The following is a 22,550-nucleotide window of genomic DNA, read 5'->3' on the forward strand; positions in this document are numbered from 1 at the left end:
GAGAATGCGAATGCCCGTTTCAGCCCTCGCCCCAATCGTGCGTTTGATGCGACGCGACGTGACGCTTCCATCGGGCGAGACCTTGCGCGTACCGCGGCATATCAAGCGGCTCGATACCGCGAGCAGCACCCATGGATGGCAGGTGCACTACAAGGGTCACACCAAATACTTTGCGGATAGCGGTCGTTCCAACCCAAGAGGTACGCCTCGGTCCGCGCTCGGAAGGGCATCGCGATACCTTGCCGAGATCTACTCCGGCCGCCCCTCCATGCTCCACCCATCGGAGCACATCAACAAGATACGGCCCACCGGCGTGCCCGGTGTCCGCGTCATCCACCGACTCGAGCGCAAGGGCGCGATGCGCGTTACCTACGTTGAAGTGTACGACCCACAGAAGCAGCTGCATGTGCGGCGTTTCTATGTCGGCACTGACCGCACTGTCACGCCGCAGCGCCTTGCCGACAAGTTGAAGGTGGCCAAAGCCTACCGGCGCATGCTGGTCGACGCGTATCTCGAGTGCTGCCGGCACTGCGCTTGACATTGATCTCACGCGGAAGAATCGCCAAGTTGGAAACGATCGTCCGTGCCCGCTTTCTGAGCGCTTGACCTTCTGCGCAGGTACCGGCCGATCGCACCGGGACGCAGGATCCTTGCACGCCACATCCACCGGACAGGAAACGGCAGGGAACGCGGCCCTGATCTCGGCGACCCCGTGCGGCTGGGCGCCACCTTCAAACTAACAGTCGTCCGGCGTACCGTCGCGGCGTTCCAGGCCCACCTTCTCCGCCGAGCGCACTTGCCTCGCACGATGCTTGCTCGCACGAGGATGGCCGGCCCTCGCAGGCCGGGCACATCGCGCGACCGGGTGCTCGAACCCCAAGCGCAGAGCATCTGGGTGGGCAGCCGGCAGGACGGCATCACGGAGCCCACTGGGACGGTCGTAGGCGACTCGCGCGGCAGCGGGTGGATTGGTCGACTCGGCGTTCGAACGCGCCGGACCTGAATCCACAACTGGCCTCCGATGAGATGCGCCGAGGCCTTGATCGGGCCAACCGCCGCAGAACGCACCGAAGCCGAGCTCACCCCAATCGAGTTCCAAACCTTCCGCGATTCACGCTGCGAGGAGGCTGCGGACGACTACTCCCAAGCAACGAGTCTGCCGCACTCCGCCCGTAGCGCCGCCAAGTCAAGCACGTCGATGTGCGAATTCCTGATGCGGATCAGCGCCATTTTCTCCAGTGCGCGCAATTCGATGTTGATGCTCTGTCGCGAGGCGCCGAGCAAGTCGGCCAAGTCCGCCTGGGGCAGTCGCAGAACGATTTCCCACTCCCTTCCTCGTCGCTTTCCGAACGACGTGACGAGCTGGACCAGTTGCTGCGAGAGGCGCTGGCGCAGGGAATGGAGCATTTGCTCGGCCACCATGTCGTACAGGCCACGCGCGCGCCATGCCAGTTGGACGTCGAAGGCAACGCGCAGCGAAGGGACAGTGTTGCGCTGGTGTCGCACGACGTCGGCAGCCATTTTCAGCACGACCGAAGGAATGCGTGCCACGGTATCGTGCACCATGCGGCCGTCGTCCATGCAGGGTAGCAATCCCACCATCATCCCCGGGGGGACAAATGTCAACAGATGGCGCCGACCGGTTTCGGCTTCGATGCTCGCGTGGAGCGCGCCTTGAACCAGCATGATCAGGTGCTCGCATGGGGCGCCTCGACGCACCAGCACCTCATTCCTGTCGAAGCGCGCCAGATTGCCTGCTTCAAGCAACTTGTCGATTTCGGCCTTGGAGCATTGATCAAATCCCGGCGCGCGCTCGAGCAGCCTTCGTGCGAGAACACGATGAGCGGCGTCAATTTCAAGTTCTGTGGTCAAAGCGACGGAATGTTCACATGCCATTGCGTTTTGGCAAAGCACGCGTTGCAAGTCCGATTCTTTCCGCACCGGCTGGCCAGAAGCTGCGTCGATCACAATGCGTGGATGCGACATCAGGTCCTGTCCGCGTCAGGGCAACCGGTGCACCTGACCCGTGTGCCCTCGCCTTTGCTGCGACCCATCGTGCAGCAGATGTGGGCGAGCGCGCCTGGCAGCACACGGCCAGCGATACCGAATGCACGCGAGCACGTCCTGCCGACGGGCTGCATGCATCTGGTGTTTCGCCTGTCCGGCCCGCCCTTGCGCTTGTTCACGAGCGCGGACGACGGCAGGGGCAGCCACCAGACCATCGGATACGCCATCGTGGGCGGCGCCCGTTCTTCCTTCTATGTCCGGGACGTGGCAGAGCCGACCAGCTCGGTTGGTGCGCTGCTTCGACCTGGAGCGGCACTGGCGTTGCTGGGGGCGCCAGAGGATGCTCTGGCAGGTTGCCACACACCGCTGGAACTGCTTTGGGGAAGGCCCCGTACCGGTATGGCGCTGGAGCGCCTGCACGCCGCCAAGGAGCTCGTCGGTCAACTTGGCGTCCTCGAATCGCTGCTGACCGAAGCCCTCGGATCCCGCATGCACGGCCTGCAGCCAGCCATCGCATGGGCCTTGGAGGCTCTGGCGCGGGGCGACGCGGGCATTGGCGAAGTCGCCGCGCGCAGCGGCTACAGCCATCGGCGCTTTATTGCCCTCTTTCGCGGCGCCACGGGGCTCACACCCAAGGCCTGGGCGCGTGTGAAACGACTGGACCGGGTGCTGGCGCTCGCCGGTGATCCGACGCTCGGTTGGGCCGAGATCGCCGCGCATGCGGGGTTCAGCGATCAGGCGCACCTGACGCGCGAGTTCGGTGAGCTGGCGGGTCTGCCGCCACAGGCCTGGCGACGTGCTGCGCCCGTTTCGGCGCGTCATGTGCCGCGCTGAACCGCAGGTCAATTTCCTTCAAGACAGGCGTGGTGCGGCGTGCGGAGAATCTGCGCCACTTTGCGAAAACGAGGCATCCCATCATGGCTACACGCGAAATGTTCCCCTACCTTTGTGTGCACGATGCGAACGCCGCGGTGGCGTTCTACTCGCGCGTCTTCGGCATGACGGAGAAGTTCAGGCTCACCGAACCGGGCGGCCGCGTCGGCCATGTCGAACTGGATTTCGGCGGCGCGACGCTCATGATCTGCGAGGAATTCCCCGAGTACGGCATCCGCGGTCCGAAGTCAATCGGCGCAACGCCCGTCACCATTCATCTGCATGTCGATGACGCTGACGACATTGTGGCGAAGGCCCTGGAAGCCGGTGCGACGGTCCACATGCCGCTGGCGGACCAGTTCTACGGCGAGCGCTCGGGAAGCTTCTTCGACCCCTTCGGTCATCGCTGGAACGTCGGTCATCACATCGAAGACGTATCGACCGATGAAATGCAGGAGCGCTACGACGCCGACCCGGGCTGTTCGGAGCGGGCCTGAAAGCGGTCGGTGACACGTGCTTCGCTGGCACTCGGCAACTGGCTTGCCAGCTGCGGGTGTTGCCCCCTGCAAGGGCCGGCGCGGTGTCACGAAGCGCGCGCGGGCATCGCGACGATCGCGCTGCACGGAACCGTTCCTGGGCAGCTTGCCGCCGCCGATCGGGTCACAGCCCTCGATGTGCAGCCCTCGAAGGGCTGATGCCCGCTGCCCGGTCGCCCAGGAATCTCAACGGGGCGGTTCGCCTCAATGGTCTCCCACTCCGACTCTTCAACAGGGTGCGAGCCCGCAGCGGGGCTGCGCATCGCTGTGACAACGGGAACGGGACACGGCATCCGGTCCCGCGATGCAGCGTCACCTGTTGCATGGCGGGCAGTGTTTGCGCTCCTCGGCCCTGTTCGAGGATCAGGACCTCTGTCAGCTCGTGGGATTGCATTTCTTGTCCTCTTGGAGATACGTCCATGCCCGGACTGCGCGTACCTGGTCCGGTGTTTATAAGATATATAATAGATAAATCTTCAAACGGAGAAGCCCATGCGCCCGCCTGACCTTTGCACCGAGCAGGAAATCTCGGTCCTGGTGCGCCGCTTCTATGACGCGGTGCGCCGGGACGAGCAACTCGGCCCGGTCTTCAACACCTTCGTCAATGACTGGAACGCGCACCTGTCGAAGCTGACGGACTTCTGGTCTTCGATCTTGCTGGGCAGCGGCCGGTTTCGCGGTACGCCCATGCCCAAGCATGTGGCCTTGCCTGACCTCAGTGCGCCACTGTTCGAGCGCTGGCTGGTCCTGTTTCGCGAAGCGACCGCCGCGCAGCCCAACCGCGCCCTGGGTGAACAGGCCTATGACACGGCGCAGCGCATCGCCGAAAGCCTCTGGTATGGCTACCAGATGAGTCGCCGGCCAGGGACCGCTCCGACGCAGCTCCGACTTGTCTGAACGGCATCCTTGCGTGGCACGCCCTTCCAGTCCGCCGGTGCGTCGATCCTGCTGCCGCTGCGGCGGCGCCATGCTGCGGGGGGATGGCCGATGCGGTTGACGGCAATGACCGACTACGCGTTGCGCCTGCTGATGTACGCGGCGCAGCGTCCCGATCGCCTGTGCACGATTTCAGAGATCGCCCGGGCCCATGGCATTTCGGAAGCGCATCTCATGAAAGTCACCCACCAGTTGGGCATCCAAGGGTGGATCGAGACCGTGCGTGGCAAGGGCGGCGGGTTGCGGCTGGCGCGCGGGCCCGAGGACATCAACCTGGGCGCGCTGGTGCGCGGGATCGAGGCGAACTTTGAGCTTGTGGATTGCTTCGGGACCGACAGCACCTGCGCGCTGACGGGTCGCTGTGGCCTGGCCGGCCTCCTGGACGGTGCGCTTGAACGCTTTCTCGCGCACCTGGACGGCTTCACGCTGGCCGACGCGCTGCGAGACACCCGACCCATCGGCATCTCAGCCATCCCGGTACGCGTGCATCGCCGGGCGTCGTCGTGAGTTTGGGCGAAGGGCTTCGACAAGCCTCTCGCGTTGATCAGCGCCCTCCCCTGTTCAGAGGAGCAGCCGTCACCTTCCGATGTGCGCCAGCCCCGACAATCCGGGATGTTCGTCTTTGCGTTTGCGACAGGCAAGGAGTCCGCGATGAGCATTCACAAGTCCGCGTCGGCCTACGAGGCGTGGTTGCGCGGCCAGTTGCGTGGCGCGATGGTCGATGAAGACTTGGACGAGAAGCATCGGAAGATGCGAGACAGCCCTTTCGTCTTCCTGCGCGCCACCTACTGGCGCTGGGCGGAGCGCATGCCCGATCTCTGTCCGGAACTCATGCGCAGCCCTGTCGTTCTGGCCATTGGCGACATCCACGTGGAGAATTTCGGCACCTGGCGCGACGAGGACGGACGCCTGGTCTGGGGCGTGAAATGACTTCGACGAGGCCGCCGAGATGCCCTGTGCGTTCGACCTGTTGCGCCTGGCCGTCAGCGCCTTCCTGGGACAGAGCGGCAAGGGGCGAACGGACCTCTCGGCGATCTGTGCCGACGTCCTGAAAGGCTACCGGGAAGGCTTGGACAAGCCCAGGCCGTACGTCCTCGACAAGGACCACGCCGACATGCGCGCGAAGTTCGTGGCCTCCGAGTCGGAGCGCAAGAAGTTCTGGGACAAGATGCAGCCCAAGTCCGACGAGACCCCTCACCCCTCGCTGGCGATTCGAGCGAGCCTCGATGCTGCATTGCCTCGCGATGCCGAAGAGCAGATGTACTGGCCCCGCTCGGCAGGTGTCGGCAGTCTCGGCCGACCGCGCTGGGTGGTGCGTGCGCAGTGGAAGGGCGGCCCGGTGGTCCGCGAAGCCAAGGCGCTGGTGCCGTCGGCCTGGACGTACGCCAGAAAGCACGAGAGGACGGACCTGCGCATCGCCGACATCGTCAACGGGCGCTACCGCGCCCCGGATCCCTGGTTCCGTCTCGGCGAGGAAAACCTGGCGGTGCGACGCCTGTCGCCGAACAATCACAAGATCGAGATGGAGACGCTCGGGCCGTGGCTGTTCGAGCATGACCTGCTCCGGGCCATGGGCCGGGAAATTGCGAACATTCATCTGGGCACCCCCAGCGTCGCTGCCGGGATCCTTGCCCACATCGAGCAGCAACCTGGCCAATGGCTTGCACTGGCGGCCGAACAGGCGGCGGAATGCACCAGGCAGGATTTCGAGGACTGGAAGAAGGGATGACAGAAAGGGATGACCGCAGGCCCGGGGCGAACGGCACACCGATCGGGGACCGCCGCCGCGGAAATGGGAACGCAACCAGGTCCTCGAAGGTGCAGTGCCGCGATGCCAGCTTCAAGCATGGAAACGGGCGACCTGCGCCCATCGAAATTCACGCACTTGCGCAGCGACACGCAGGCTGCGCCGTCGCCAAGCACTACAAATGCACGAAAGCCGGCGCGCGCTCGACGATGCAACGAAATGGGGGTGGACGCAGCCACTTTTCGGGCGTTCACCCCATGATCTCCCGCCCTACATTCGATGGATCGAACACACACTGAAAAGGATTGCTTCCATGCCCCGGCTGATCGTGATGTCTCCGCGCGGTGCCACCCGCCAGGTGCCGTTGGACTCACCCCAAACAACACTCGGTCGCGACAGCGCGAACCGGCTGGTGATCGAGTCGCAGCGCGCCAGTCGCCGGCACGCCGTGCTCGTCAAGGACAGCGGAGGGGTCTGGCTTCACGACCTCGGCAGCAGCAACGGCACCTTCGTCAACGAGCAGCGCGTGACCTGCCACCGGCTCCAGCATGGCGACGTGGTCGTCCTCGGCGACTGCAAGTTGCGCTTCCTGAACAACGCCCCTGCCGCAAATGCCTCGACCCTGGCGCTGCGCCTGGTGTCCTTGATGGGGGATCTGCCGGCAGCGCGACACCCACCGACTCGGCCCGGCGCCGCCATGGCCAGGCGCTGGGCGCCGCATGCGCGGTGAGGCCGGCAGTCCAAAGCAGCCTCGGCGTGGAAGGCCGGCATTGCCATCGCGGGCATCCGCGCGTCTCGCCGCAGCCTGACGGAAGGACGCGTGGCGCCTCGCATTTCCGGCCTCGAGGCTCGCACGGTTCGACTCGCTCTGCTTTGGGCAAGCGGATCAGTGAATCGCGCTGGGTGATGCGGCAGGGCGGCGGGTCGGATGCACACCCCTTGCTTCGTGAAAAGGTCGAGCGGATGGATCTACTCGGGGGCGCCTGCGGCCGCCTTCACGGCCGCCGCATGGCCAGGCGGTGGTTCGCGCAGATCGGCGTTGCGCACGCGCAAGTCTGTGCCACTTTCAGTCGAAGTCCAAAAATGGGTCCCCGTGCATTCGCTTTCCGTTCGTTGGGTCGGCGCCGGATGCGCCAGCCCATCTACTTGCACAAGGCCTCGGCCGCCTTGCGCGAGGGCTTGTGATCCATCCAGAAGGCCGGCGTGCGGTCGGCGACCAGGATCGCAACGCAAGCGTCGCCCAGAACCGTGGTCTCACGCTCGACGTCGACGACAAGACCGGTCGTTGCCGCGAGCTCGATCGCTTCGGCGTAGCTCGCCGGTGAGTCGGCCTTGAACTCCAGGTCCCATGTCGTCCGCGCCACTCATGCGGCAGTCGCTGGCGCATGCATGGCGTCTTTCGCGGATCAGGTCGCGACGACCTGGCGCGACGACACTTCGCTGGCGAGATGCGGCGGCGCAAGTCCGGCGTGGTCCGTGTCCCGCGATGCCGGTTCAGGTCTGGCAGCGAGGGGCGTGCCGTCGCGTTCGCTCGCGCGCACCCGGTGGCCAGGCTCGTTCAGGTCGGCCCTGAGGGTCATGAGCAGGTGCACGGTGTCGCTCTTCAGGGTTCTGGAGGGTGGCAAGGAACGCCGCTGCACTGGCAGGCCATTTCAACGCCGACCCAACGTGCGCGCACCTTGCATTCGATGCCGCAGCGGCCGGATCGCTACTTGCCTTTGGATCGGATCTTGAGCCACTCGGCATCGTAATCCTTGAGCAAGCGCTCGAAGTCCGCGAAACCCTGCTCGGTGATTTCCTGGCGGTGCGTCTCGAAGTCCGGCCTCAGTTCAAGGAAGCGCAGCCGGGTCTGCAACTCCCTGAGGTTGCCCGCGAAGACGGTGTCCAGCACCCACAGGTCCTTCGGGGAGTAGAACGCGCCGGCCACCGAGATGACCGTGATGAGCGCGCTGAGAAAGAGCACCACGTCGCTGGCGCCCGTGCTCAGTGACCAGGCCGACTTGAACCCGGTAATGACGGTGATGAGCCCCGACAGCACGGCGGCCGCGATCTGGTAGCCGAAGTTCACCCTGCGGTACCAGGTGGCGAGCGACGTCCGCTTGTCCATCCAGTCGCTGATGCACTGGTACAGATAGTCGAGCTGGGTGCCCTTGGCCGCCGACCGGTCGACGGCGACCCTGCGCTGCCCCTCGAGCGCGGGGTCCTGCTTCTGGACGATGGCGCCGTTGTCAGATGCCATCGCGCTGGCGGAAAAAAGGCTGTTGCCGGACGATTTCGATGTGCATCGTGACCCCTTTGCAGCCCGCGATGTTGCGCTTTCAGGACAGCTGCGCACATACTACCAAAGTAGTACAGACTAGGGGTGGCGACTTCATCCGTCAGGAACGACGCGCTCGGTTGCCACGCGACCTTTCCGCTGCTGAGAGAGCAGGCTCTTCACGCAGCGTCCATGCGATGTCGTCTCATCGAAGTCTTGTCGCCGTCGCGGGCGGCGGCGCGTTCATGTTGTCCACTCCGGTCATCCCGCGGGCTTGCGATGACGGAAGTCACCCACTCGCCTGTCGGGCTCCGCCGCGAGACCCGCAGCGCTGGCGCGCCGGGGCGCTGCCCGTAATGGTTCGGATCATTCTTGAACCAAATGTGAAAACCTTGGTATTGCTTTCATGGGCCGGGCGGTGACAATTTCTTGCATGGCAACTGCACTTCAATTCCCGCCTATAAGGGCGGAAACGCAGAACGGGCTTGGCTGGATCCGCAGCGGCACGATGGCGGACGCGTCATGCCTTGCGCTCCAGTCCATGCATGACACGCCGGAGCGGACGCCCACGCTGACGGCGCACGACCCCGGACAGGCGGCGGACTTGTCGCGCGGGCCTGGCCGGGGCGCCGGGTCGGTAGGCGCTCCGGTCGCTGCCGCACTCGATGCCCGCGCCCGTCGCCGCACGCGCGGCGACGCTTCGCGGCGGAGCGCTTTCTGTTTCCTTCATGCCTGGCTGGACGCCCGGAGAACTGCCGATGGAGGCCGTGCGCCGCCTGCCGGGGTGCTGCCACCATCGCCGATCACCAGGTCAAGCTCGTCAGGGCGATCGTTCGAATGGACCGCCGCCATGGTGCATGACGCGTTGGTCGCCGTGAATCGCGGCGAGGGCATGCCGCCCGACACCTGCCACGTCCTTGTGCAGCGCGGGTTTGTGGAATGGGTCGACGCCGACAGCGGCCTTCCGACGCATGAAAACAGCCCGCGATCGCTCCTTCAGATGACGTCGCAAGGCCGCGCGCGCCCCGAAGCGAGTGTGGCGCGGCTGGCTTCGACCTGAGACCGCACTGCGGATCGCCTTGGCAGCTTGCTTTCCCTCGATGGCCTTCCTGTGCACCGGTGCGACACGTCAGCGACATGCGATACGACGTTCGAACCCGAAGCACCGAAGGCGTCGCTTCACGCACACATCCTCCACCAAGATTTCATGGACAAGATTCGCATCGTCGCCGTTCACTCCATTGCCTCTGCCGCCGTGGGCTGGAAGTTTGAGAACGGGTTACCCGTGGCGTGTTTCGCGCTGGTGAGTGCGCAGCGATCGCAACCATCGGCCGCGCCCAGCGTGATGGTCATTCCGCTGAGCGAAACCGAGATCGGGCAGGACCTCCTGGGCATGGAGTTCGACCCCAAGGACTTGTGCACGGATTTTCATGGCAGGTAGGCAGGAGCGACCAACCGCATAGGCTGGGACAACGAAAGCCCGGAAGGGTTGGCTGACCCGCCAGCCACCCAGGTTGCAGAAACGGGCGGCTCTTTGAGGGCGGCTGTCGCGGGCGCCCGGTGCGCGATTGCGCGCGGCGTCGACGTCGACATGGGGGCCCGGAGCGGCGCGACCCACCTCACAGAGCCCGGCTGCAGATCAGGCCTGGCGCGATCAATTCTGCGGGTCGACACCCTGACCAATGGCGCCCGGCAAGCATGCGGCCGGTGACGGTTTGCCTTGGGCGCCCCGCAGAACGCGCTCGTGGTGACGGACCTGTGGCTGCGGGGATCGGGAGCGGCATGACGATGCCGTGTACCGAGTCGACGCCCGGCAACGCCGACAAGGTCAGGCCGCGCGAGCGCCGCGCGGATGGACGTCTGGCCTCCCGGGACCTTGTTTGCGGGAGGGCATCGCGGCAGCCTGCAATGACGAAGACGCGGGGTGCCTCCGATCGTGGCCTCATGCCACCGTGGATGCGCGCGTGAAGTTCCGCATCGCCCCGGCGACGCAGCGCGAAGCATGCGCCGGCGCCGGCCATTCCGATGCAGACGGGAAATGGCTCGGTGTGCCGTCATCGGACAGCAGCAACCAGCCGCGCCAAGTAAGCAGGTGTTGAACGCCAGCGCCAAGGCGAACGCCATCCTTCCCCCGGCGCCGACCCGTCCTGAAGGCGGTGGCCCCGATTGATTCCGCATGACAGGCCCAACCACCTCAGCGCCGACCGCGATGCAAGGAACGCGGCGGACAGATCGAGACGGCGGTGACAAGCGCTGCCTGCTCCAACGCGGCGGGACTTGGCAAGGCGTGACTTCGAAGATGCCACCCTGTTCGGTCGGCGAGAATGAGCCCCCATGGACGCGTATATCACCGACGCCACAAGCGTGAGAGACATCTCGGGCCTGCTGCTGGACAGCCGCGGCCGCCTTCAGGTGGTCCCCGCGCGCTCCCTTGAAGGCACCACGGCGCAGGAACGGCTGGTGTTCGGCGTGCGCCACGGCCTCTACAGCTTCCCCACCGAAGAGCTGTGTGATTTCATTCGGGCCCGCATCCGGGGCAAGATAGCCATCGAGATCGGCGCTGGACATGGCGCGCTCGCGGCAGCCCTGGCCATTCCTGCAACCGACAACCGCCAACAGGAAGATGCCGCGGTCAAGGCGCATTACCGGCAGATCGGGCAACCGACCGTGCCCTACGGTGATCACGTCGAGAAGCTGGACGCGGCATCGGCCGTGCGGAAGTACAGGCCGAACGTCGTCGTCGCGTGCTGGGTCACGCACCGGTTCGATGCGCGCCGGCCGGATGCGGAAGGGGGCATGCTCGGAGTGGACGAGGCCAAGCTCATTGCCTCGTGCGACGAATACATCTTCATTGGCAGCGAGCAGGTCCATGCGCGCAAGCCGATCTGGGCCCTCCCGCATGAGAAGCTCACGCCGTCGTGGCTCTACTCGCGCGCTGTCAACGGCAGTCGGGACTTCATCGCCATCTGGCGGCGGAAGCCTTCAGCGAATATCCCGTAGTCAAGCGGCGGCCGGAGCCGGCGAGCGAACAGCTGATGGCGCCCAGCGACGAGACCGCAAGGCCGGGATTCGACGTGCCGGACGCGTCTTTGAGCGCCCCGAGCACTGCTTTTAGCCAAGCGCACGGGTCATGAGCGTCCAGGTGCACGACGCACCGGAGACCCCGTGATCGCCGCGAGCCGCCTGCCTCTTCGCAATGGGCAGGCCGGCAGCCGGCCCGCGTCCGAAGGAAACAGGCTGGAACTGCTTTTCGACGCAGTGGTTGTCGATGGGCAGGTCGCCAAAGTCACCGATGGCGCGCGCGCGTCCGAATGGCACGGTCCGCGTTTGGACTTGACTGGGGAGGACACCCTGGATCCGCGAGAGCACCAACGTCGGGCCATGAGAGCGAGTGGCACGGCCCATGGCGAAGCCGGTCAGGCGGAGAATGCCGTCATGAAGATGCATGTTTTCCTCGTCGCATCGACGCTCCTTCCGCCCGTGGGGCTTGCACAGGCGGTCTCGGGTGACGTCGCGGCGGGTAAAGTCGCTTTCGGCGCGTGTGGCGCCTGTCATCAGGTTGGCGCCTCCGCGCGAAATGCATTCGGTCCGCAGCTCAACGGCATCGTGGGCAGACGGGCGGGCATCGAACCGGACTATCGGTATTCGGATGCCACGCGCAAGTCGCAGGTCATCTGGTCGGAGCCCGCGCTGGCAGCCTTCATCAAGCGCCCGGACCCGGTCGTACCCGGCACCAAGATGCGTTTCTCGGGTTGGGGCTATGACGACAAGAAGTTGGCGGATCTGGTCGCCTACCTGCGCACCTTCCCGAGCGCGAGGTAGCGCACCGAACCTGCAATCGTCGTTCACCAGACCGAGGCGGCGAACTCGACGCACGAAACCTGGTCAGCGCTGCGGGCGCAAAAGCAACTGCGCTGGCGTGGGCCGATCACCGGCGATCCTTCTCACTGGCGCCTTCGCTCCAGAGCGACGAAGCCGCAGTCGAGTGCCTGCTCGTAGTCCGTGAATTGCTCCGCAGCTTCCGCGATGCATTTGGCCGGATGGCCGTGCTGTCGCTCCACCAGTTTCCAGGTGAACTGGGCGGGGGCGAGTTGGTGGACGGTGACGGCCAAGTCGGGAATGGGCCACTGCGGCGTGCCGTCGTTGCGTTTCATTTGAGGCATGCGTGCTACGTTAACACTTTTGGTTACATTGTGGTTCCGTGATGTTCGGTACTTTTACCGGAAAGGTCGACCAAGACGGCCCGCGAGGGAGCGTGACCCAAATGGCTGGACCTGAAGCCGCCCATCGACGGTTCCTCGCCCGTAGCGCGCGGCGAGACGGGAGGCGGCTGGAGGACGGGAGACGAGAATCGCTGCATGCCCGACCGAGTTACCCGTGTAGAAGCGATGGCTCGGCATCGTCCCACCGGCTTTCCCATGAGCGCGCGCTCACTCGGGCGCACCGATCTGGTTTCGCGGTGGATGCGCGGAGCCGCCTTGAAGTCGCGGCCCATATGGTGGCCCGCCTGGACACCTGACCGTTGCGACTGCGATTGGTCAGGCCGTCATGGAGGAAGTTCTGGCGCCCGCGCTGAGGGCAGGAAGCGGCGCCACGCAGAAGGGAAATCAGCGCGCTCACAGCGCGGAGGGTGGCTTCGTACGGCCTTCTGAGCCGCGGACCGACATCGATAGTGCATGCCAGATCCTGTGGCAGGTGAAACCTGCTGCAGTGCGTGGTCGGCATCCGTCGGCAGCCGCAATCGCTCGCCCTCCTCCCTACAAATACGACGTCTCCGACCGACCACAAAATATACTAACGGCAAGCCATTCACAAAAACCCCTCTAAAAACCGACCATAACCACAGAAAATTTCTACCCATCAAACACGGGCGCCGTTAGTATGTTTTTATGCCCACGCTCTCCCTGTTCTCCGAGACTCCGATCCAAACCCACAGTGCTGCCTTCGAATGCTGGCTGGCCGATCAGAGTGCTGCCGGCACATTGCGCCAGTCGTCTTCGATCGTCGTCTATGAGGAAATGTGGTCCGCGTTCACGACCTGGTGCATCGGCCAGCAACCCGCCGTGACGCTCGCGTCGCTGGACACACACGACCTCGAGGCCTTCCACGCGGCGCGCTTTGGCACCAAGAGCGCTGACCTGTCACTCTCGCCTCGACATGCGCTGCGATTGATGCGCTTGATCGACAGGGTGCTTCGCCATCATGCGGCGCAAAACGACCAGCTTGCGAACACCGCGGCGACCGATTGGATCGCTTCTCATCCCGATGTTCGCTATGCCGATGCGGCGAGCGCAGACCCGCTGCCCGAGTTCCTGTCCGTTGTCGAGGCCAGGCTCCTGATCGCCTACCTCTCGGCCGCACGGCCACGGCCAAGCATGTCGGAGGCCCGTCGCAACAGCCACGCCTCGTTCACCTGGCAGGAACTGCGCAATCGCACAGCGGTCGCACTGCAGTTGGGCGGAGGGCTGACGCCGGGCGACGTACGTGTGTTGACCTTGAGGTCACCCACATCGCAGGGCGGCCGCGTACGCGAGCGACCCTGGAAGGTCTCGGTGCCTGGCAATGGCAATTCCCTTCCGCGCGAGACACCCATTGCGCCTTGGGCAGGCGAGCTGCTGCAGCACTGGATGCAGATTCGTGCGGAGGCCGGCATCGCGGGTGAAGTCTTGTTCCCATCTACACGCACGGGCAAGCCATGGAGCAAGCTGTCGCATTACCAGTGCGCGCGCCGGGTGCTCGAAGACGCCGGCCTAGACAGCACCGAAGGCGGCTCGTTCCGCTTGCGGCACACGTTTGCGATACGGCAGCTGCAACGCGGGACGGACCCGGGCCAGGTCGCACGCTGGCTTGGGATCGAACCGGAGGCAATGAGCAAGTACGACCGGGTAGTGGCCGCGCCCACCGACGTCATTTGAACTGGAGGCGTGGCTGCGAAAGCTGCTGGCCGTTCCTGAAAATGCCTTGCATTCCGCGTACCTGCTTTGCCGGCGCGCGCGACACAGGGTCCGCGGAGACCCGCAGAAAACAAGAGCAAGAAAGAAAGCTGCTCGGATCGAGCGAGATCCCGCGAACGGATAGCAAGGTGCTTTTCGCCGCGGCGTGTCTGCCGCGGGTCCCCGCCTCAGTTCGGCAGCACGGCACCTCGACGCGGAATCGATTGGATAGAGAGACAGAACACCCTGTGCGCCTGGCCAGCGATTGCATCCGGCACCTATCGTGACACGGAGGCATTGCCAGGTGCAGAGCAAATGGCCGGAGTTGTTCGGTCAGAGGCGACGCGATCGCCGCAAGGCTGTCAATCGTGGTCCACAAGTTTGCGTAGTCGACGAGCGGACCACGTGTCGATGACTGCGCGGCCCAACAGATAGGGCCTAGTCGCGAGACGCTTCCCCATGCTCGCGCATGCGCTTCCTGAAAAGCGCATGCGCTGCTTTCACGGCATCGGCGGGCCCTCTCAACGTGACTTCCGACCATCCCGCCGGTAACGCGTATACCTTCACCTGCTTGACCACCTCTGCACGGATTGCGTAGATGCGCTTGTCGAGCAAGGCGTACTCCCTCGCCAGCTTCTGGGGAGGTTCGTTGCCAAGAAACAGGCGTCTCGCGATCTCCGCCGTTCGCTGATCAAAGCGCCGCTCTCTGAGCACGCGTTCAAGAATTGGCTCGTCAACGGTCATGGCTTGGGGGGAGGGTCATGAAAAGGCTCATCAGGGCGAGGAACAGCCAGTAGAGCATCAACGTCCCGATCGAAAAGGCCAGCATGCCCCATCGCGGAAATCTCGGGTCTCCGATCAGAAAGCCGAAGATCAGCGTAACGAAGAAGCTCAAGAACGCAATGGGTACCAGCGTCGCGCGCAGCAACGGCTCGAGCATGATGAGCACTGCACAGCAGGTTAGGCGCACAACCTGCCAGACAACAAGGAGCAAGACGCCCAGCATTGACAATGGATCTTCGAGGGGTTTCAAACGCCCGATGATTTATCTGAGTGTTGGCCATGTCGTTATTCCTCCGTGGCCCAGCAAACGAGACGTAAATCCTTTAGCTTGACCATATTGCGCGAGCCATCGCCGAAGCGGACTTCTGCGGCGTCGTGATCGTGCGCCTTCAACCGCAGCGAGCCGCGTCGCCCGGCGTGCTCGACCACCAGCACCGTGCGTCCCGCGCTGGGTGCGCCACTGAGTTTGACGCCGACTGCGCCTGATGCCGGCTTGGGATTGGATGTCTCAAGTTCGCTCTGGCACCAGACCATGTCCAAACTGGATCGCGTGATGGCGCGGTCGCCGGCCAACAGGCCGCTCGCGCGCTCAGGATGCGTCCTCAACGCCAAGGCCAGCCGATAGAGCGCACGCACATCCGTACCCAGACGCCCCGACTCGAATGCCAACCGGACTTCCGAAGGTGCCTCGACCAGGCAGGCTGCTTCCGTGATGAACGAGCGCGACTTGTTGAGCCGTCGGGCGATCTCAGCGCGCGTAAACCCTTCCCTTTCACGCTCCGCAATAAAACTTGCCAGGTCGAACGGCGACATGTCCTCTCGATGCAGGTTCTCCGCCGCTTGTGCAAACGGATCGATGCGCTCATCCAGAAATGCCGGCACCTCGGTCAAGCCTGCCTCTCGCGCAGCGCGCACGCGCCGCTCTCCGCGGTTGACAATGAATCGGCTCTCACGTTCAAGATCCGTTCTCAGCGATATCGGCTCCAGCACGCCGTACGACTTGATCGAGGACGCCAACTCTTTGAGCGAACTCTCGTCGACGCTGCGCCGCGGTTGCATTGGATCGAAGCCAATCAGCGAGAGCGCAACTTGCACCGGTTTGCCGAGCGCCACGGATGGACCGTCCCGCAACAGATCACTCGCCTTGAACTGCATCAGCCCACTGAGATCGAGATCCCGGATCGCATTCATGTCACGATCTCCTCCACCGCTTGTGCAGCCTCTGAATGCATGCGCTGCATGAGCAACCGGAAGACCTCGAAGACCTCCTCGCTCGCCTCGCGGGCAGAGGTCTTGGTGAGTTGCCAGACTGGTACGCCCGCAGCCAAGGCTTCAGGAATGGCGGAGCGGGTGGAAATCTTGGCGGGCAGCACGAATTCTCCGTAGCTCCCCATCAGGTCACGCAGCGCGGCCTTTTGCCGCAACGAATGCGGATTGAACCGGTTGGCCACGACGCCAGCCAACCTCAGGCGCGGGTTGTAGCGCTTCTGCACGCCGAAGACAGTCTTGAGCATGTCCGTGACGCCGTCGATGCTGTACTCCTCCAGTTCGATCGGACACATGACGACATCAGCGGCGATCAAGGCCGCGCTCATGCGCAAGCCCAGTGCTGGCGGCGTATCGATGACGACGAAGTCATAGGTTCCGGACAACGCAGCTAGCTGCTGCCGAAACGCCGGAACGATCATGTCTGCCCGCGCCAACTCGACATCGGCCAGGCGTTTGCTGCCCTTGAGCAACGTGATGCTTCCAGGAGCCGGTGCGGCAACTGCGAGCGCATCGGTCGCGAACAGCGCGGCAGCCTCCTGAACGCCCCCGAAGCGCGCCAGCGACTTGGAGCAGTTGCATTGCGAATCAAGGTCGACGACACACACCGCGGCAGCGTGCTTGGCTGCCAGCCACTGTGCAAAAAGTACAGCAAGCGTTGATTTGCCAACGCCGCCCTTCTGGTTGCTGATCACGACAACACTCATTGAGCTCTCCTTGTCGCAGCGATGAAGTCTTTGGTTCGCTTCATACGGGCGGTTGCAAAACTTGCGCGGCGCACAACTTTGGACGTCTTGAAGGAACGGCGTCATCGTCCTAGCATTCTCTCCAAGACTGGAAGCGCACTCGCGAACCACTCCAGACGCAAAATAGCAATGCCTTTTTCGTTTGTCAACTTTCTATAGTTTTCTATAGAGCTTCTGTAACATAATTTCCAGCTTGACAACGAGCAGATTGCGTGAAACATTGCGCCCATGCAAGTCCGGGTAATTCAACGCATCGCTGCTGTGTTGAAAGGCGTGGAAGAGCCTTCCGCTACTTCCTGCTGGCTGATCGCCCTGGCAGTTTCGATCGCCCTTGGCTCGGGGGCGGCGGCAAGCCAGCCTCTTTCAACGAAGGTCAGCACGGCCGAACAGTCCTCGCGTGAGAACGACCGGCTGCTGATTCTTCGCAACGAACTCAGGAAATCCGAAGCGCTCGTCGAGTCGCTCGCCAGGCGCAGGGCCGAGAGATTCGCCGCCTCTGATGTGGCGGCCGCAGATGAGGCGGAGAACGACCGCATCCGTGTATTGAGCGACGTCGCGGGCCTCAAGCGTGAGATCGCCGGGACCCAGCCTGCTGCGGCAGCGACACCAGCAACCGCGCCTACGGGCGATGCCAGAGCCGCGGCCGTCAGACCGGCGCGGACAAGGGCCGAAAGAGTCGCCCCCTGGTGGGACGTCTACGGCAAGTCCCGGCGAGCCGACAGCGCCGGCAGTAAAGATTCTGCGCAGGCGTCCGGCGCCGCGCCGACGCGCCTCGAACCGCACCGTCGCATGGAGTAGTCCACATGGCTGTCCTCTCTATCCCTCAAAATCCTGCGCCATCGATCAATAAAAAGGACAGCCATGGCAACGACCCGTCGGGTCAGGAAGGCCGCGCCCGAACTGGAGTTGCCGGGAAACGAAGTCTCGCAGGTGGATTTCATCAGCTTGCTGCACAAGCGCGCGGTTCACGAACTGGTGATCGTGGAGTTTGCACCCAACCTGTATCGGATCGAGGCCATCATTGCTTGGAGAACGGGACGCTGGACGCTGGCAGGTTGGAGGGGGCCGCGCAACTTCAGGACCCTCGAAACGCTGGTGCGTCACCTCAAGACGATGGGCGCGACTCAAATCGTGACAAGGTTGGAGCTTTTGCCTTAGCAGCCATTTGGGCGGCCTGTGTCCATGCTTTCTGGAAGGGGCTCGCATTGCTGATCCTGATCCTGCCCGGCGTCGCGCTGGCCGGGAGTCCATTCGCCACGGGTGCCAACGCCACGCAAAGTCAGTTGGTGAGCATCCTGACACCGCTGGCCGCCGTGGCAGTGATGGTCTCCGGTGTCATGGCCTGGTTCGGACGAGTCAGCTGGTGGTGGATGGTGGGTGTCGTCCTCGGCACGGTGCTGGTCTTCGGGGGGCCCCAGATCGTGTCCTGGATCCGCGGGATGTTTGGCGTCTGATCGATCTGTCGCATGGGAACTGGCCGCCATGAACCGCAACAAGGGCATCGTCGCCGACACGCTGTTTGTCGGAATGACCCGCCCCTCGATGATCTGGGGCGTGACGTACTCGGCCATGATGTTCAACGTCGTGATCACGACCGAGTCGTTCATCGTGACGAAGAACCTGGCTTGGCTGCTCGCGTTCGTCCCGATCCACGGCGTGCTGTACCTGGTCTGCCTCTACGAGCCCCGCTTCTTCGACCTGCTGCAGCTGTGGGGCCGCACGCGACTGCCGGCGGTGCTGGCGGGCAATGTGCGCTACTGGCGTGCGAACTCGTACAGCCCGCTCGCTCTTGACCTGCCCAGATTGAACGGCCGCCGCCGGCAGGCGCCGGACCGCGTCATGCTCTGAGGAGCCGTCTCTATGGCACTCACCTTGCGCAAGGATCGAACGCTTCGGCGCGAGGCCAGTGCCGCGTCGATGATCCCGCTTCTCGCGCACGTGGACGAGCACGTCGCCAGGACGAGCGCCGGCGACTACGTCCAGGCCTTTCGCTTGGCGGGTGCCAGCTTCGAGAGCGCGGACGACGAGGACATCAACAGCTGGCACGAGCGCTTGAACGTGTTCCTGCGCAACATTGCGTCGCCCAATCACGCGGTGTGGAGCCATGTCATCCGGCACCGGGAGCCAGGCTACCCCGTCGGCCGCACCGTTCCGGGCTTTGCACAGGACCTCGAACAGCGCTACCGGCGCAAGATGGCCGGCGAGCGACTGATGGTCAACCAGCTGTACCTGTCGCTGGTGTTTCGTCCCCAGCCCACACGCATCGGCAATACAACGCTGCGCATCCTCAAGAAGGCGGACCGAGCAGGCGAGCGCAGCGAGCTCATTGACTCGCTCGACGAATGCACCAAGAAGCGGCAGGAACTGCTCGCAGCGCTGGAACGGTATGACCCTGAGCCCCTGGGAATCTACAGGCTGGAGAGCACTCCGGTGCTGTTCTCCTCCTTCCTGGAATTCCAGGCGCTGCTTATCAACGGCGAGTGGCAGCGCATGCCCCTGCCGCGCGCTCCATTGAACGAAGTACTCGCAACGACCCGCCCGTTCTTCGGCAACGAGGCCATGGAATACCGCACCGGAACGCAGACGCGCATCGGCGCGTTCCTCGGCATCAAGGAGTACCCGACGCCGACGGCACCTGGCATGTTCGGCTCGCTTCTGACGGCGCCGTTCCCGTTCGTGCTGACGCAAAGCTTCACCTTCCTCGGAAAGGGAGCAGCTACCGACATGATGACCCGCCAGCACAACCGCATGGCCGCATCCGGCGACATGGCCGTATCTCAGGCGGAAGAACTCAAGGATGCACTGGACGATCTGATGAGCAACCGGTTTGTCGTCGGCGACCACCATTTCACCCTGCACGTGCTCGCCGACGCGTACGACGGTCTCAGCGAAGCGGAGGGACGCCCACGCCTGAAGCAGTTGAATGACAACGTGGCTCGGGCCCGCTATCTGTTGGGTGATACCGGCATGGTCGTAGCGCGCGAGGACCTTGCGCTTGAAGCCGCCTTCTGGGCGCAGTTGCCTGGCAATTTCGCCTTCCGCACCCGCAAGGCTCCCATCACCAGCCGCAACTTTGCGGCGATGTCACCGTTCCACAACTTTCCGACCGGTCGTGCAAGCGGAAACTACTGGGGCGATGCGCTGACGATGTTCATGACGCGCGCCGGCTCACCCTACTTCTTCTCGCTCCACGCCAGCGATCCGCGCAGTGCCGATGGCGGCAGTCACAGGGACGTCGGGCACCTCACCAGCGTGGGCCCGGTTGGCACCGGCAAGACCACCTTCCTTGGCTTTTGCATGGTCGCGATCTGCAACCGGCTCGACGCCACCCAGGTGATCTTCGACAAGGACGAGGGATTGCACATTCTCGTGCGCGCCCTCGGCGGTCAATACCTCCCGCTCAAGAACGGCGCATCGACCGGCTGCAATCCGCTGCAACTCGACGATACGGTCTCCCACAACGTCGAGTTCATGCGTCACTGGTTGCGTCGGCTCGTGCTGCGCTCTCCCTCTGACACGCTGACGGTCCGCCAAGAAGACGACCTCGACCAGGCCCTCAGAGGCACCCTTCGACTGGATCCTCCCTTCCGGCGGCTCTCCCGCCTCGCCGCCTTCCTGGACATCACCGATCCCGAGGGCATGCATGCGCGGCTGCGCAAATGGTGCGCTTCCGAGGGCGGCGACTATGCCTGGGTGTTCGACAACGCGTACGACGAGGTGGCGCCGCTTCTGTCCCGCCATTCGCTGGTCGGCTTCGACGTCACCGATTTTCTTGACAACGAGGTGGTGCGGGCGCCCCTGACCATGTACCTCTTCCATCTGGTCAATCGCATGGTGGATGGCCGAAAACTCGTGTGCTGGATGGACGAGTTTGCCAAGCTGCTGAACGATCCGGCTTTTGCGAAGTTCGCGAAGAATGGCTTGGAGACCTGGCGCAAGATGAACGCGAACCTTGCGACCTTCACGCAGAGTACCAGCCACGTTCTCGACTCGAGCATCGCCCGATCGATCGTCGAACAGACGCCGACCAAGATCCTGTTTCCAAATCCTGAGGCCGACTACAAGGAATACACCGAAGGCTTCAACCTGACGGATCGCGAGTTCGCGCTGATCAAGCAGGAACTCGAGCCGGGCTCGCGGCAGTTCCTCATCAAGCAGAACCACGTCAGCGTGGTCGCGCAGCTCGACCTTGCGGGGTTCGATGACGCGCTGCATGTGATCTCTGGGCGCACCAGCAACGTCCGCTTGATGCAGCAGGTGGTCGATGTCCACGGGCCACACCCCGACCAGTGGCTGCCGCCGTTCCTAGCAGCCTGCTCTGCCCCGCAAGGCAGTGCCCTTTCCACGCCCTTCTCCAAGGAGAAATCCCATGCGTAACCGTCTCTTCGCAATGCTGATCGCAGCCACTGCCTTCCTTGCGCCCTTGCACGCCAACGCGGGAATTCCCGTGATCGACTTCGCCGCGCTCGGAAGCCTCATGCAACAACTCATGGCCTGGCAACAGCAGTTGCAAGGCATGGAAAGGCAGTATGAGCAGCTCAAACAGTCGAAGGACCAGCTGCAGCAGACGTACAACGCGATGACAGGCAGCCGCGGGATGGAGCAGCTGCTGCCAACTTCGGACGCGGCACGCAACTATCTGCCAACAAGTTACGGCGAATTGATGAGCACGATCAACGGCAATTCGACGAGCTACGCCGGGCTGGCAGACAAGGTCCAGTCGATCCTGAAAGCCAACAGCATCCTGTCGAACACACAGATGGACGCGCTGACACCCCAGATGCGACACGAGGTGGAACAGGGTCGACAAGCGTCAGCGATGCTCAGTGGCATGGCGCAGGCGGCGTATCAAAACACAAGCCAACGATTCTCGGCGCTCCAACAGCTGATCAGCCGAATCGGCAGCGCTCAGGATCCGAAGGCGATCCAAGACCTGCAGGCACGCATACAGGCCGAACAAGCCATGTTGACGAACGAGCAAACCAAGCTGCAAAGCCTATTTCAAATAGCCCAGTCGGAAGAACTCGCCCGTCGCCAGCGAATACGCGAGCGAGCGGCAACCGATATCGGCTCTGGTCGTTCGCTGGGTACCGTGGATTACTAGGGGTCGGTCGTGACGAAGCTTGCGTGGGTTTTCAGCCTAGCAGTCCTCGCGGTGGCAGCAGGTGGAACCGTCTTCTACTACCTCCAGCATCAGCAAGTTGAACAACCGACCGCAATCGTTCCAACCAGCCCAGTGCCGTCGGCGCCGGTACCTGAACAGAAGCGCGACGATGAAATGCAGCGTCGAAAGATCGAGGGGATTGGCAGCACCAAGAGTCTCAAACCCGTGCCTATCCCACAGGGCAACGCACGTTACTCAGCAGTCCGTAATATAGGCGACAGATGGCATCTGGAAGAACGATCGCACGAGTCGCCGGTTCTTCTGCATATTGCGCAGCTGTTGCTCGACTCGAATAGCCAGCT

Annotated in this window: 30 protein-coding genes; 21 read left to right on the top strand and 9 right to left on the bottom strand. The window is 63.7% G+C overall.

Annotated elements, in window-relative coordinates; translation table 11 throughout:
• The first annotated feature begins 10 nt into the window (after nucleotides 1-10).
• Nucleotides 11-538, top strand: a complete 528-nt coding sequence (locus WKW79_RS33700) for a hypothetical protein (protein WP_340339593.1) — start codon at nucleotides 11-13, stop codon at nucleotides 536-538.
• A 288-nt stretch (nucleotides 539-826) separates the two neighbouring features.
• Nucleotides 827-1,003 carry an autotransporter outer membrane beta-barrel domain-containing protein gene (locus tag WKW79_RS37130; protein ID WP_422824010.1) on the top strand — a complete coding sequence of 59 codons (177 nt, stop codon included), beginning with the start codon at nucleotides 827-829 and terminating at the stop codon, nucleotides 1,001-1,003.
• A 134-nt stretch (nucleotides 1,004-1,137) separates the two neighbouring features.
• Here the strand turns inward: WKW79_RS37130 and WKW79_RS33705 are convergent, their stop codons facing one another.
• Entirely contained in the window at nucleotides 1,138-1,686 is a 549-nt protein-coding gene (locus WKW79_RS33705) for a Crp/Fnr family transcriptional regulator (RefSeq protein ID WP_340339594.1), read from the bottom strand.
• On the opposite strand from WKW79_RS33705, the gene WKW79_RS33710 reads away from it, so the two are divergent.
• From WKW79_RS33710 to WKW79_RS33740, 7 genes are all read left to right on the top strand, one after another.
• Nucleotides 1,675-2,841: a helix-turn-helix domain-containing protein gene (locus WKW79_RS33710; RefSeq protein WP_340339595.1), complete on the top strand. Its 1,167-nt coding sequence runs from the start codon at nucleotides 1,675-1,677 to the stop codon at nucleotides 2,839-2,841. The two genes, WKW79_RS33705 and WKW79_RS33710, sit on opposite strands and share 12 nt — an antisense overlap.
• A gap of 83 nt (nucleotides 2,842-2,924) precedes the next feature.
• Nucleotides 2,925-3,377, top strand: coding sequence for a VOC family protein (locus tag WKW79_RS33715; RefSeq protein ID WP_340339596.1), 453 nt, complete (start codon nucleotides 2,925-2,927; stop codon nucleotides 3,375-3,377).
• Nucleotides 3,378-3,908: 531 nt separating this feature from the next.
• Nucleotides 3,909-4,313, top strand: a complete 405-nt coding sequence (locus tag WKW79_RS33720) for a group III truncated hemoglobin (RefSeq protein WP_340339597.1) — start codon at nucleotides 3,909-3,911, stop codon at nucleotides 4,311-4,313.
• A 90-nt stretch (nucleotides 4,314-4,403) separates the two neighbouring features.
• Complete coding sequence (locus WKW79_RS33725; RefSeq protein WP_340339623.1) at nucleotides 4,404-4,859, top strand: RrF2 family transcriptional regulator; 456 nt, start codon at nucleotides 4,404-4,406, stop codon at nucleotides 4,857-4,859.
• Nucleotides 4,860-5,003: 144 nt separating this feature from the next.
• Entirely contained in the window at nucleotides 5,004-5,282 is a 279-nt protein-coding gene (locus WKW79_RS33730) for a DUF2252 family protein (RefSeq protein ID WP_340339598.1), read from the top strand.
• Nucleotides 5,283-5,301: 19 nt separating this feature from the next.
• Nucleotides 5,302-6,081 (top strand): DUF2252 family protein, encoded by a 780-nt coding sequence (locus tag WKW79_RS33735; RefSeq protein ID WP_340339599.1) that lies wholly within the window; start codon nucleotides 5,302-5,304, stop codon nucleotides 6,079-6,081.
• A gap of 331 nt (nucleotides 6,082-6,412) precedes the next feature.
• The gene (locus WKW79_RS33740; protein ID WP_340339600.1) at nucleotides 6,413-6,829 is read left to right on the top strand and encodes an FHA domain-containing protein; all 417 of its coding nucleotides are present in this window, start codon (nucleotides 6,413-6,415) and stop codon (nucleotides 6,827-6,829) included.
• A 412-nt stretch (nucleotides 6,830-7,241) separates the two neighbouring features.
• Here WKW79_RS33740 and WKW79_RS33745 read toward each other — a convergent pair whose 3' ends face one another.
• From WKW79_RS33745 to WKW79_RS33755, 3 genes are all read right to left on the bottom strand, one after another.
• Complete coding sequence (locus tag WKW79_RS33745) at nucleotides 7,242-7,463, bottom strand: hypothetical protein (RefSeq protein ID WP_340339601.1); 222 nt, start codon at nucleotides 7,461-7,463, stop codon at nucleotides 7,242-7,244.
• A 42-nt stretch (nucleotides 7,464-7,505) separates the two neighbouring features.
• On the bottom strand, nucleotides 7,506-7,724 hold the full coding sequence (locus tag WKW79_RS33750; RefSeq protein WP_340339602.1) for a hypothetical protein: 219 nt from the start codon (nucleotides 7,722-7,724) through the stop codon (nucleotides 7,506-7,508).
• An 83-nt stretch (nucleotides 7,725-7,807) separates the two neighbouring features.
• Nucleotides 7,808-8,338 carry an SLATT domain-containing protein gene (locus WKW79_RS33755; protein WP_340339603.1) on the bottom strand — a complete coding sequence of 177 codons (531 nt, stop codon included), beginning with the start codon at nucleotides 8,336-8,338 and terminating at the stop codon, nucleotides 7,808-7,810.
• Between the two features lie 868 nt (nucleotides 8,339-9,206).
• On the opposite strand from WKW79_RS33755, the gene WKW79_RS33760 reads away from it, so the two are divergent.
• The 4 genes from WKW79_RS33760 (at nucleotide 9,207) to WKW79_RS33775 (ending at nucleotide 12,178) form a co-directional block, all read left to right on the top strand.
• The gene (locus WKW79_RS33760; protein ID WP_340339604.1) at nucleotides 9,207-9,416 is read left to right on the top strand and encodes a hypothetical protein; all 210 of its coding nucleotides are present in this window, start codon (nucleotides 9,207-9,209) and stop codon (nucleotides 9,414-9,416) included.
• A gap of 147 nt (nucleotides 9,417-9,563) precedes the next feature.
• The gene (locus WKW79_RS33765) at nucleotides 9,564-9,797 is read left to right on the top strand and encodes a hypothetical protein (protein ID WP_340339605.1); all 234 of its coding nucleotides are present in this window, start codon (nucleotides 9,564-9,566) and stop codon (nucleotides 9,795-9,797) included.
• An 893-nt stretch (nucleotides 9,798-10,690) separates the two neighbouring features.
• Nucleotides 10,691-11,356, top strand: coding sequence for a hypothetical protein (locus tag WKW79_RS33770; RefSeq protein ID WP_340339606.1), 666 nt, complete (start codon nucleotides 10,691-10,693; stop codon nucleotides 11,354-11,356).
• A gap of 165 nt (nucleotides 11,357-11,521) precedes the next feature.
• Nucleotides 11,522-12,178, top strand: coding sequence for a c-type cytochrome (locus WKW79_RS33775; RefSeq protein WP_340339607.1), 657 nt, complete (start codon nucleotides 11,522-11,524; stop codon nucleotides 12,176-12,178).
• Nucleotides 12,179-12,300: 122 nt separating this feature from the next.
• Here the strand turns inward: WKW79_RS33775 and WKW79_RS33780 are convergent, their stop codons facing one another.
• Nucleotides 12,301-12,510, bottom strand: a complete 210-nt coding sequence (locus tag WKW79_RS33780) for a hypothetical protein (RefSeq protein ID WP_340339608.1) — start codon at nucleotides 12,508-12,510, stop codon at nucleotides 12,301-12,303.
• Between the two features lie 735 nt (nucleotides 12,511-13,245).
• Here WKW79_RS33780 and WKW79_RS33785 point away from each other — a divergent pair.
• Nucleotides 13,246-14,271: a tyrosine-type recombinase/integrase gene (locus WKW79_RS33785; RefSeq protein WP_340339609.1), complete on the top strand. Its 1,026-nt coding sequence runs from the start codon at nucleotides 13,246-13,248 to the stop codon at nucleotides 14,269-14,271.
• Nucleotides 14,272-14,727: 456 nt separating this feature from the next.
• Here the strand turns inward: WKW79_RS33785 and WKW79_RS33790 are convergent, their stop codons facing one another.
• The 4 genes from WKW79_RS33790 to WKW79_RS33805 form a co-directional block, all read right to left on the bottom strand.
• Complete coding sequence (locus WKW79_RS33790; RefSeq protein WP_340339610.1) at nucleotides 14,728-15,033, bottom strand: hypothetical protein; 306 nt, start codon at nucleotides 15,031-15,033, stop codon at nucleotides 14,728-14,730.
• Complete coding sequence (locus WKW79_RS33795; RefSeq protein ID WP_340339611.1) at nucleotides 15,023-15,295, bottom strand: hypothetical protein; 273 nt, start codon at nucleotides 15,293-15,295, stop codon at nucleotides 15,023-15,025. Before WKW79_RS33795 ends, WKW79_RS33790 begins: the two co-directional genes overlap by 11 nt.
• A 62-nt stretch (nucleotides 15,296-15,357) precedes the next feature.
• Complete coding sequence (locus tag WKW79_RS33800; RefSeq protein ID WP_340339612.1) at nucleotides 15,358-16,263, bottom strand: ParB/RepB/Spo0J family partition protein; 906 nt, start codon at nucleotides 16,261-16,263, stop codon at nucleotides 15,358-15,360.
• The gene (locus tag WKW79_RS33805) at nucleotides 16,260-17,045 is read right to left on the bottom strand and encodes a ParA family protein (RefSeq protein WP_340339613.1); all 786 of its coding nucleotides are present in this window, start codon (nucleotides 17,043-17,045) and stop codon (nucleotides 16,260-16,262) included. Before WKW79_RS33805 ends, WKW79_RS33800 begins: the two co-directional genes overlap by 4 nt.
• Nucleotides 17,046-17,312: 267 nt before the next feature.
• Here WKW79_RS33805 and WKW79_RS33810 point away from each other — a divergent pair, with 267 nt between their 5' ends.
• From WKW79_RS33810 to WKW79_RS33840, 7 genes are all read left to right on the top strand, one after another.
• Nucleotides 17,313-17,882 (top strand): hypothetical protein, encoded by a 570-nt coding sequence (locus WKW79_RS33810; protein WP_340339614.1) that lies wholly within the window; start codon nucleotides 17,313-17,315, stop codon nucleotides 17,880-17,882.
• 63 nt (nucleotides 17,883-17,945) lie between these two features.
• A complete protein-coding gene (locus WKW79_RS33815; protein ID WP_340339615.1) occupies nucleotides 17,946-18,242 on the top strand; it encodes a hypothetical protein in 297 nt (98 codons plus the stop codon).
• Nucleotides 18,243-18,289: 47 nt separating this feature from the next.
• Complete coding sequence (locus WKW79_RS33820; RefSeq protein ID WP_340339616.1) at nucleotides 18,290-18,538, top strand: TrbC/VirB2 family protein; 249 nt, start codon at nucleotides 18,290-18,292, stop codon at nucleotides 18,536-18,538.
• A 28-nt stretch (nucleotides 18,539-18,566) separates the two neighbouring features.
• Nucleotides 18,567-18,932, top strand: coding sequence for a VirB3 family type IV secretion system protein (locus tag WKW79_RS33825; RefSeq protein WP_340339617.1), 366 nt, complete (start codon nucleotides 18,567-18,569; stop codon nucleotides 18,930-18,932).
• Nucleotides 18,933-18,944: 12 nt separating this feature from the next.
• Nucleotides 18,945-21,461 (top strand): VirB4 family type IV secretion/conjugal transfer ATPase, encoded by a 2,517-nt coding sequence (locus WKW79_RS33830; RefSeq protein WP_340339618.1) that lies wholly within the window; start codon nucleotides 18,945-18,947, stop codon nucleotides 21,459-21,461.
• Nucleotides 21,454-22,188: a TrbJ/VirB5 family protein gene (locus tag WKW79_RS33835; RefSeq protein WP_340339619.1), complete on the top strand. Its 735-nt coding sequence runs from the start codon at nucleotides 21,454-21,456 to the stop codon at nucleotides 22,186-22,188. The genes WKW79_RS33830 and WKW79_RS33835 overlap by 8 nt, the downstream gene beginning before the upstream one ends.
• Nucleotides 22,189-22,197: 9 nt before the next feature.
• The coding region (locus WKW79_RS33840; RefSeq protein WP_340339620.1) for a hypothetical protein at nucleotides 22,198-22,550 on the top strand (353 nt) is incomplete at its 3' end.

Origin of the sequence: Variovorax robiniae, assembly GCF_037889955.1 — a bacterium.
Classification (GTDB): domain Bacteria; phylum Pseudomonadota; class Gammaproteobacteria; order Burkholderiales; family Burkholderiaceae_C; genus Variovorax; species Variovorax robiniae.

Excerpts from the sequence above, each read along its gene's own strand:
- WKW79_RS33765 (WP_340339605.1), top strand. The coding sequence starts at position 9,564 with ATGGACAAGATTCGCATCGTCGCCGTTCACTCCATTGCCTCTGCCGCC.
- WKW79_RS33755 (WP_340339603.1), bottom strand. The coding sequence starts at position 8,338 with ATGGCATCTGACAACGGCGCCATCGTCCAGAAGCAGGACCCCGCGCTC.
- WKW79_RS33810 (WP_340339614.1), top strand. The coding sequence starts at position 17,313 with ATGCAAGTCCGGGTAATTCAACGCATCGCTGCTGTGTTGAAAGGCGTG.
- WKW79_RS33760 (WP_340339604.1), top strand. The coding sequence starts at position 9,207 with ATGGTGCATGACGCGTTGGTCGCCGTGAATCGCGGCGAGGGCATGCCG.
- WKW79_RS33740 (WP_340339600.1), top strand. The coding sequence starts at position 6,413 with ATGCCCCGGCTGATCGTGATGTCTCCGCGCGGTGCCACCCGCCAGGTG.
- WKW79_RS33805 (WP_340339613.1), bottom strand. The coding sequence starts at position 17,045 with ATGAGTGTTGTCGTGATCAGCAACCAGAAGGGCGGCGTTGGCAAATCA.
- WKW79_RS33790 (WP_340339610.1), bottom strand. The coding sequence starts at position 15,033 with ATGACCGTTGACGAGCCAATTCTTGAACGCGTGCTCAGAGAGCGGCGC.
- WKW79_RS33835 (WP_340339619.1), top strand. The coding sequence starts at position 21,454 with ATGCGTAACCGTCTCTTCGCAATGCTGATCGCAGCCACTGCCTTCCTT.
- WKW79_RS33800 (WP_340339612.1), bottom strand. The coding sequence starts at position 16,263 with ATGAATGCGATCCGGGATCTCGATCTCAGTGGGCTGATGCAGTTCAAG.
- WKW79_RS33830 (WP_340339618.1), top strand. The coding sequence starts at position 18,945 with ATGGCACTCACCTTGCGCAAGGATCGAACGCTTCGGCGCGAGGCCAGT.
- WKW79_RS33735 (WP_340339599.1), top strand. The coding sequence starts at position 5,302 with ATGCCCTGTGCGTTCGACCTGTTGCGCCTGGCCGTCAGCGCCTTCCTG.
- WKW79_RS33700 (WP_340339593.1), top strand. The coding sequence starts at position 11 with ATGCCCGTTTCAGCCCTCGCCCCAATCGTGCGTTTGATGCGACGCGAC.
- WKW79_RS33785 (WP_340339609.1), top strand. The coding sequence starts at position 13,246 with ATGCCCACGCTCTCCCTGTTCTCCGAGACTCCGATCCAAACCCACAGT.
- WKW79_RS33770 (WP_340339606.1), top strand. The coding sequence starts at position 10,691 with ATGGACGCGTATATCACCGACGCCACAAGCGTGAGAGACATCTCGGGC.
- WKW79_RS33730 (WP_340339598.1), top strand. The coding sequence starts at position 5,004 with ATGAGCATTCACAAGTCCGCGTCGGCCTACGAGGCGTGGTTGCGCGGC.
- WKW79_RS33720 (WP_340339597.1), top strand. The coding sequence starts at position 3,909 with ATGCGCCCGCCTGACCTTTGCACCGAGCAGGAAATCTCGGTCCTGGTG.
- WKW79_RS33795 (WP_340339611.1), bottom strand. The coding sequence starts at position 15,295 with ATGCTGGGCGTCTTGCTCCTTGTTGTCTGGCAGGTTGTGCGCCTAACC.
- WKW79_RS33815 (WP_340339615.1), top strand. The coding sequence starts at position 17,946 with ATGGCAACGACCCGTCGGGTCAGGAAGGCCGCGCCCGAACTGGAGTTG.
- WKW79_RS37130 (WP_422824010.1), top strand. The coding sequence starts at position 827 with ATGGCCGGCCCTCGCAGGCCGGGCACATCGCGCGACCGGGTGCTCGAA.
- WKW79_RS33715 (WP_340339596.1), top strand. The coding sequence starts at position 2,925 with ATGGCTACACGCGAAATGTTCCCCTACCTTTGTGTGCACGATGCGAAC.
- WKW79_RS33725 (WP_340339623.1), top strand. The coding sequence starts at position 4,404 with ATGCGGTTGACGGCAATGACCGACTACGCGTTGCGCCTGCTGATGTAC.
- WKW79_RS33780 (WP_340339608.1), bottom strand. The coding sequence starts at position 12,510 with ATGAAACGCAACGACGGCACGCCGCAGTGGCCCATTCCCGACTTGGCC.
- WKW79_RS33825 (WP_340339617.1), top strand. The coding sequence starts at position 18,567 with ATGAACCGCAACAAGGGCATCGTCGCCGACACGCTGTTTGTCGGAATG.
- WKW79_RS33705 (WP_340339594.1), bottom strand. The coding sequence starts at position 1,686 with ATGCTGGTTCAAGGCGCGCTCCACGCGAGCATCGAAGCCGAAACCGGT.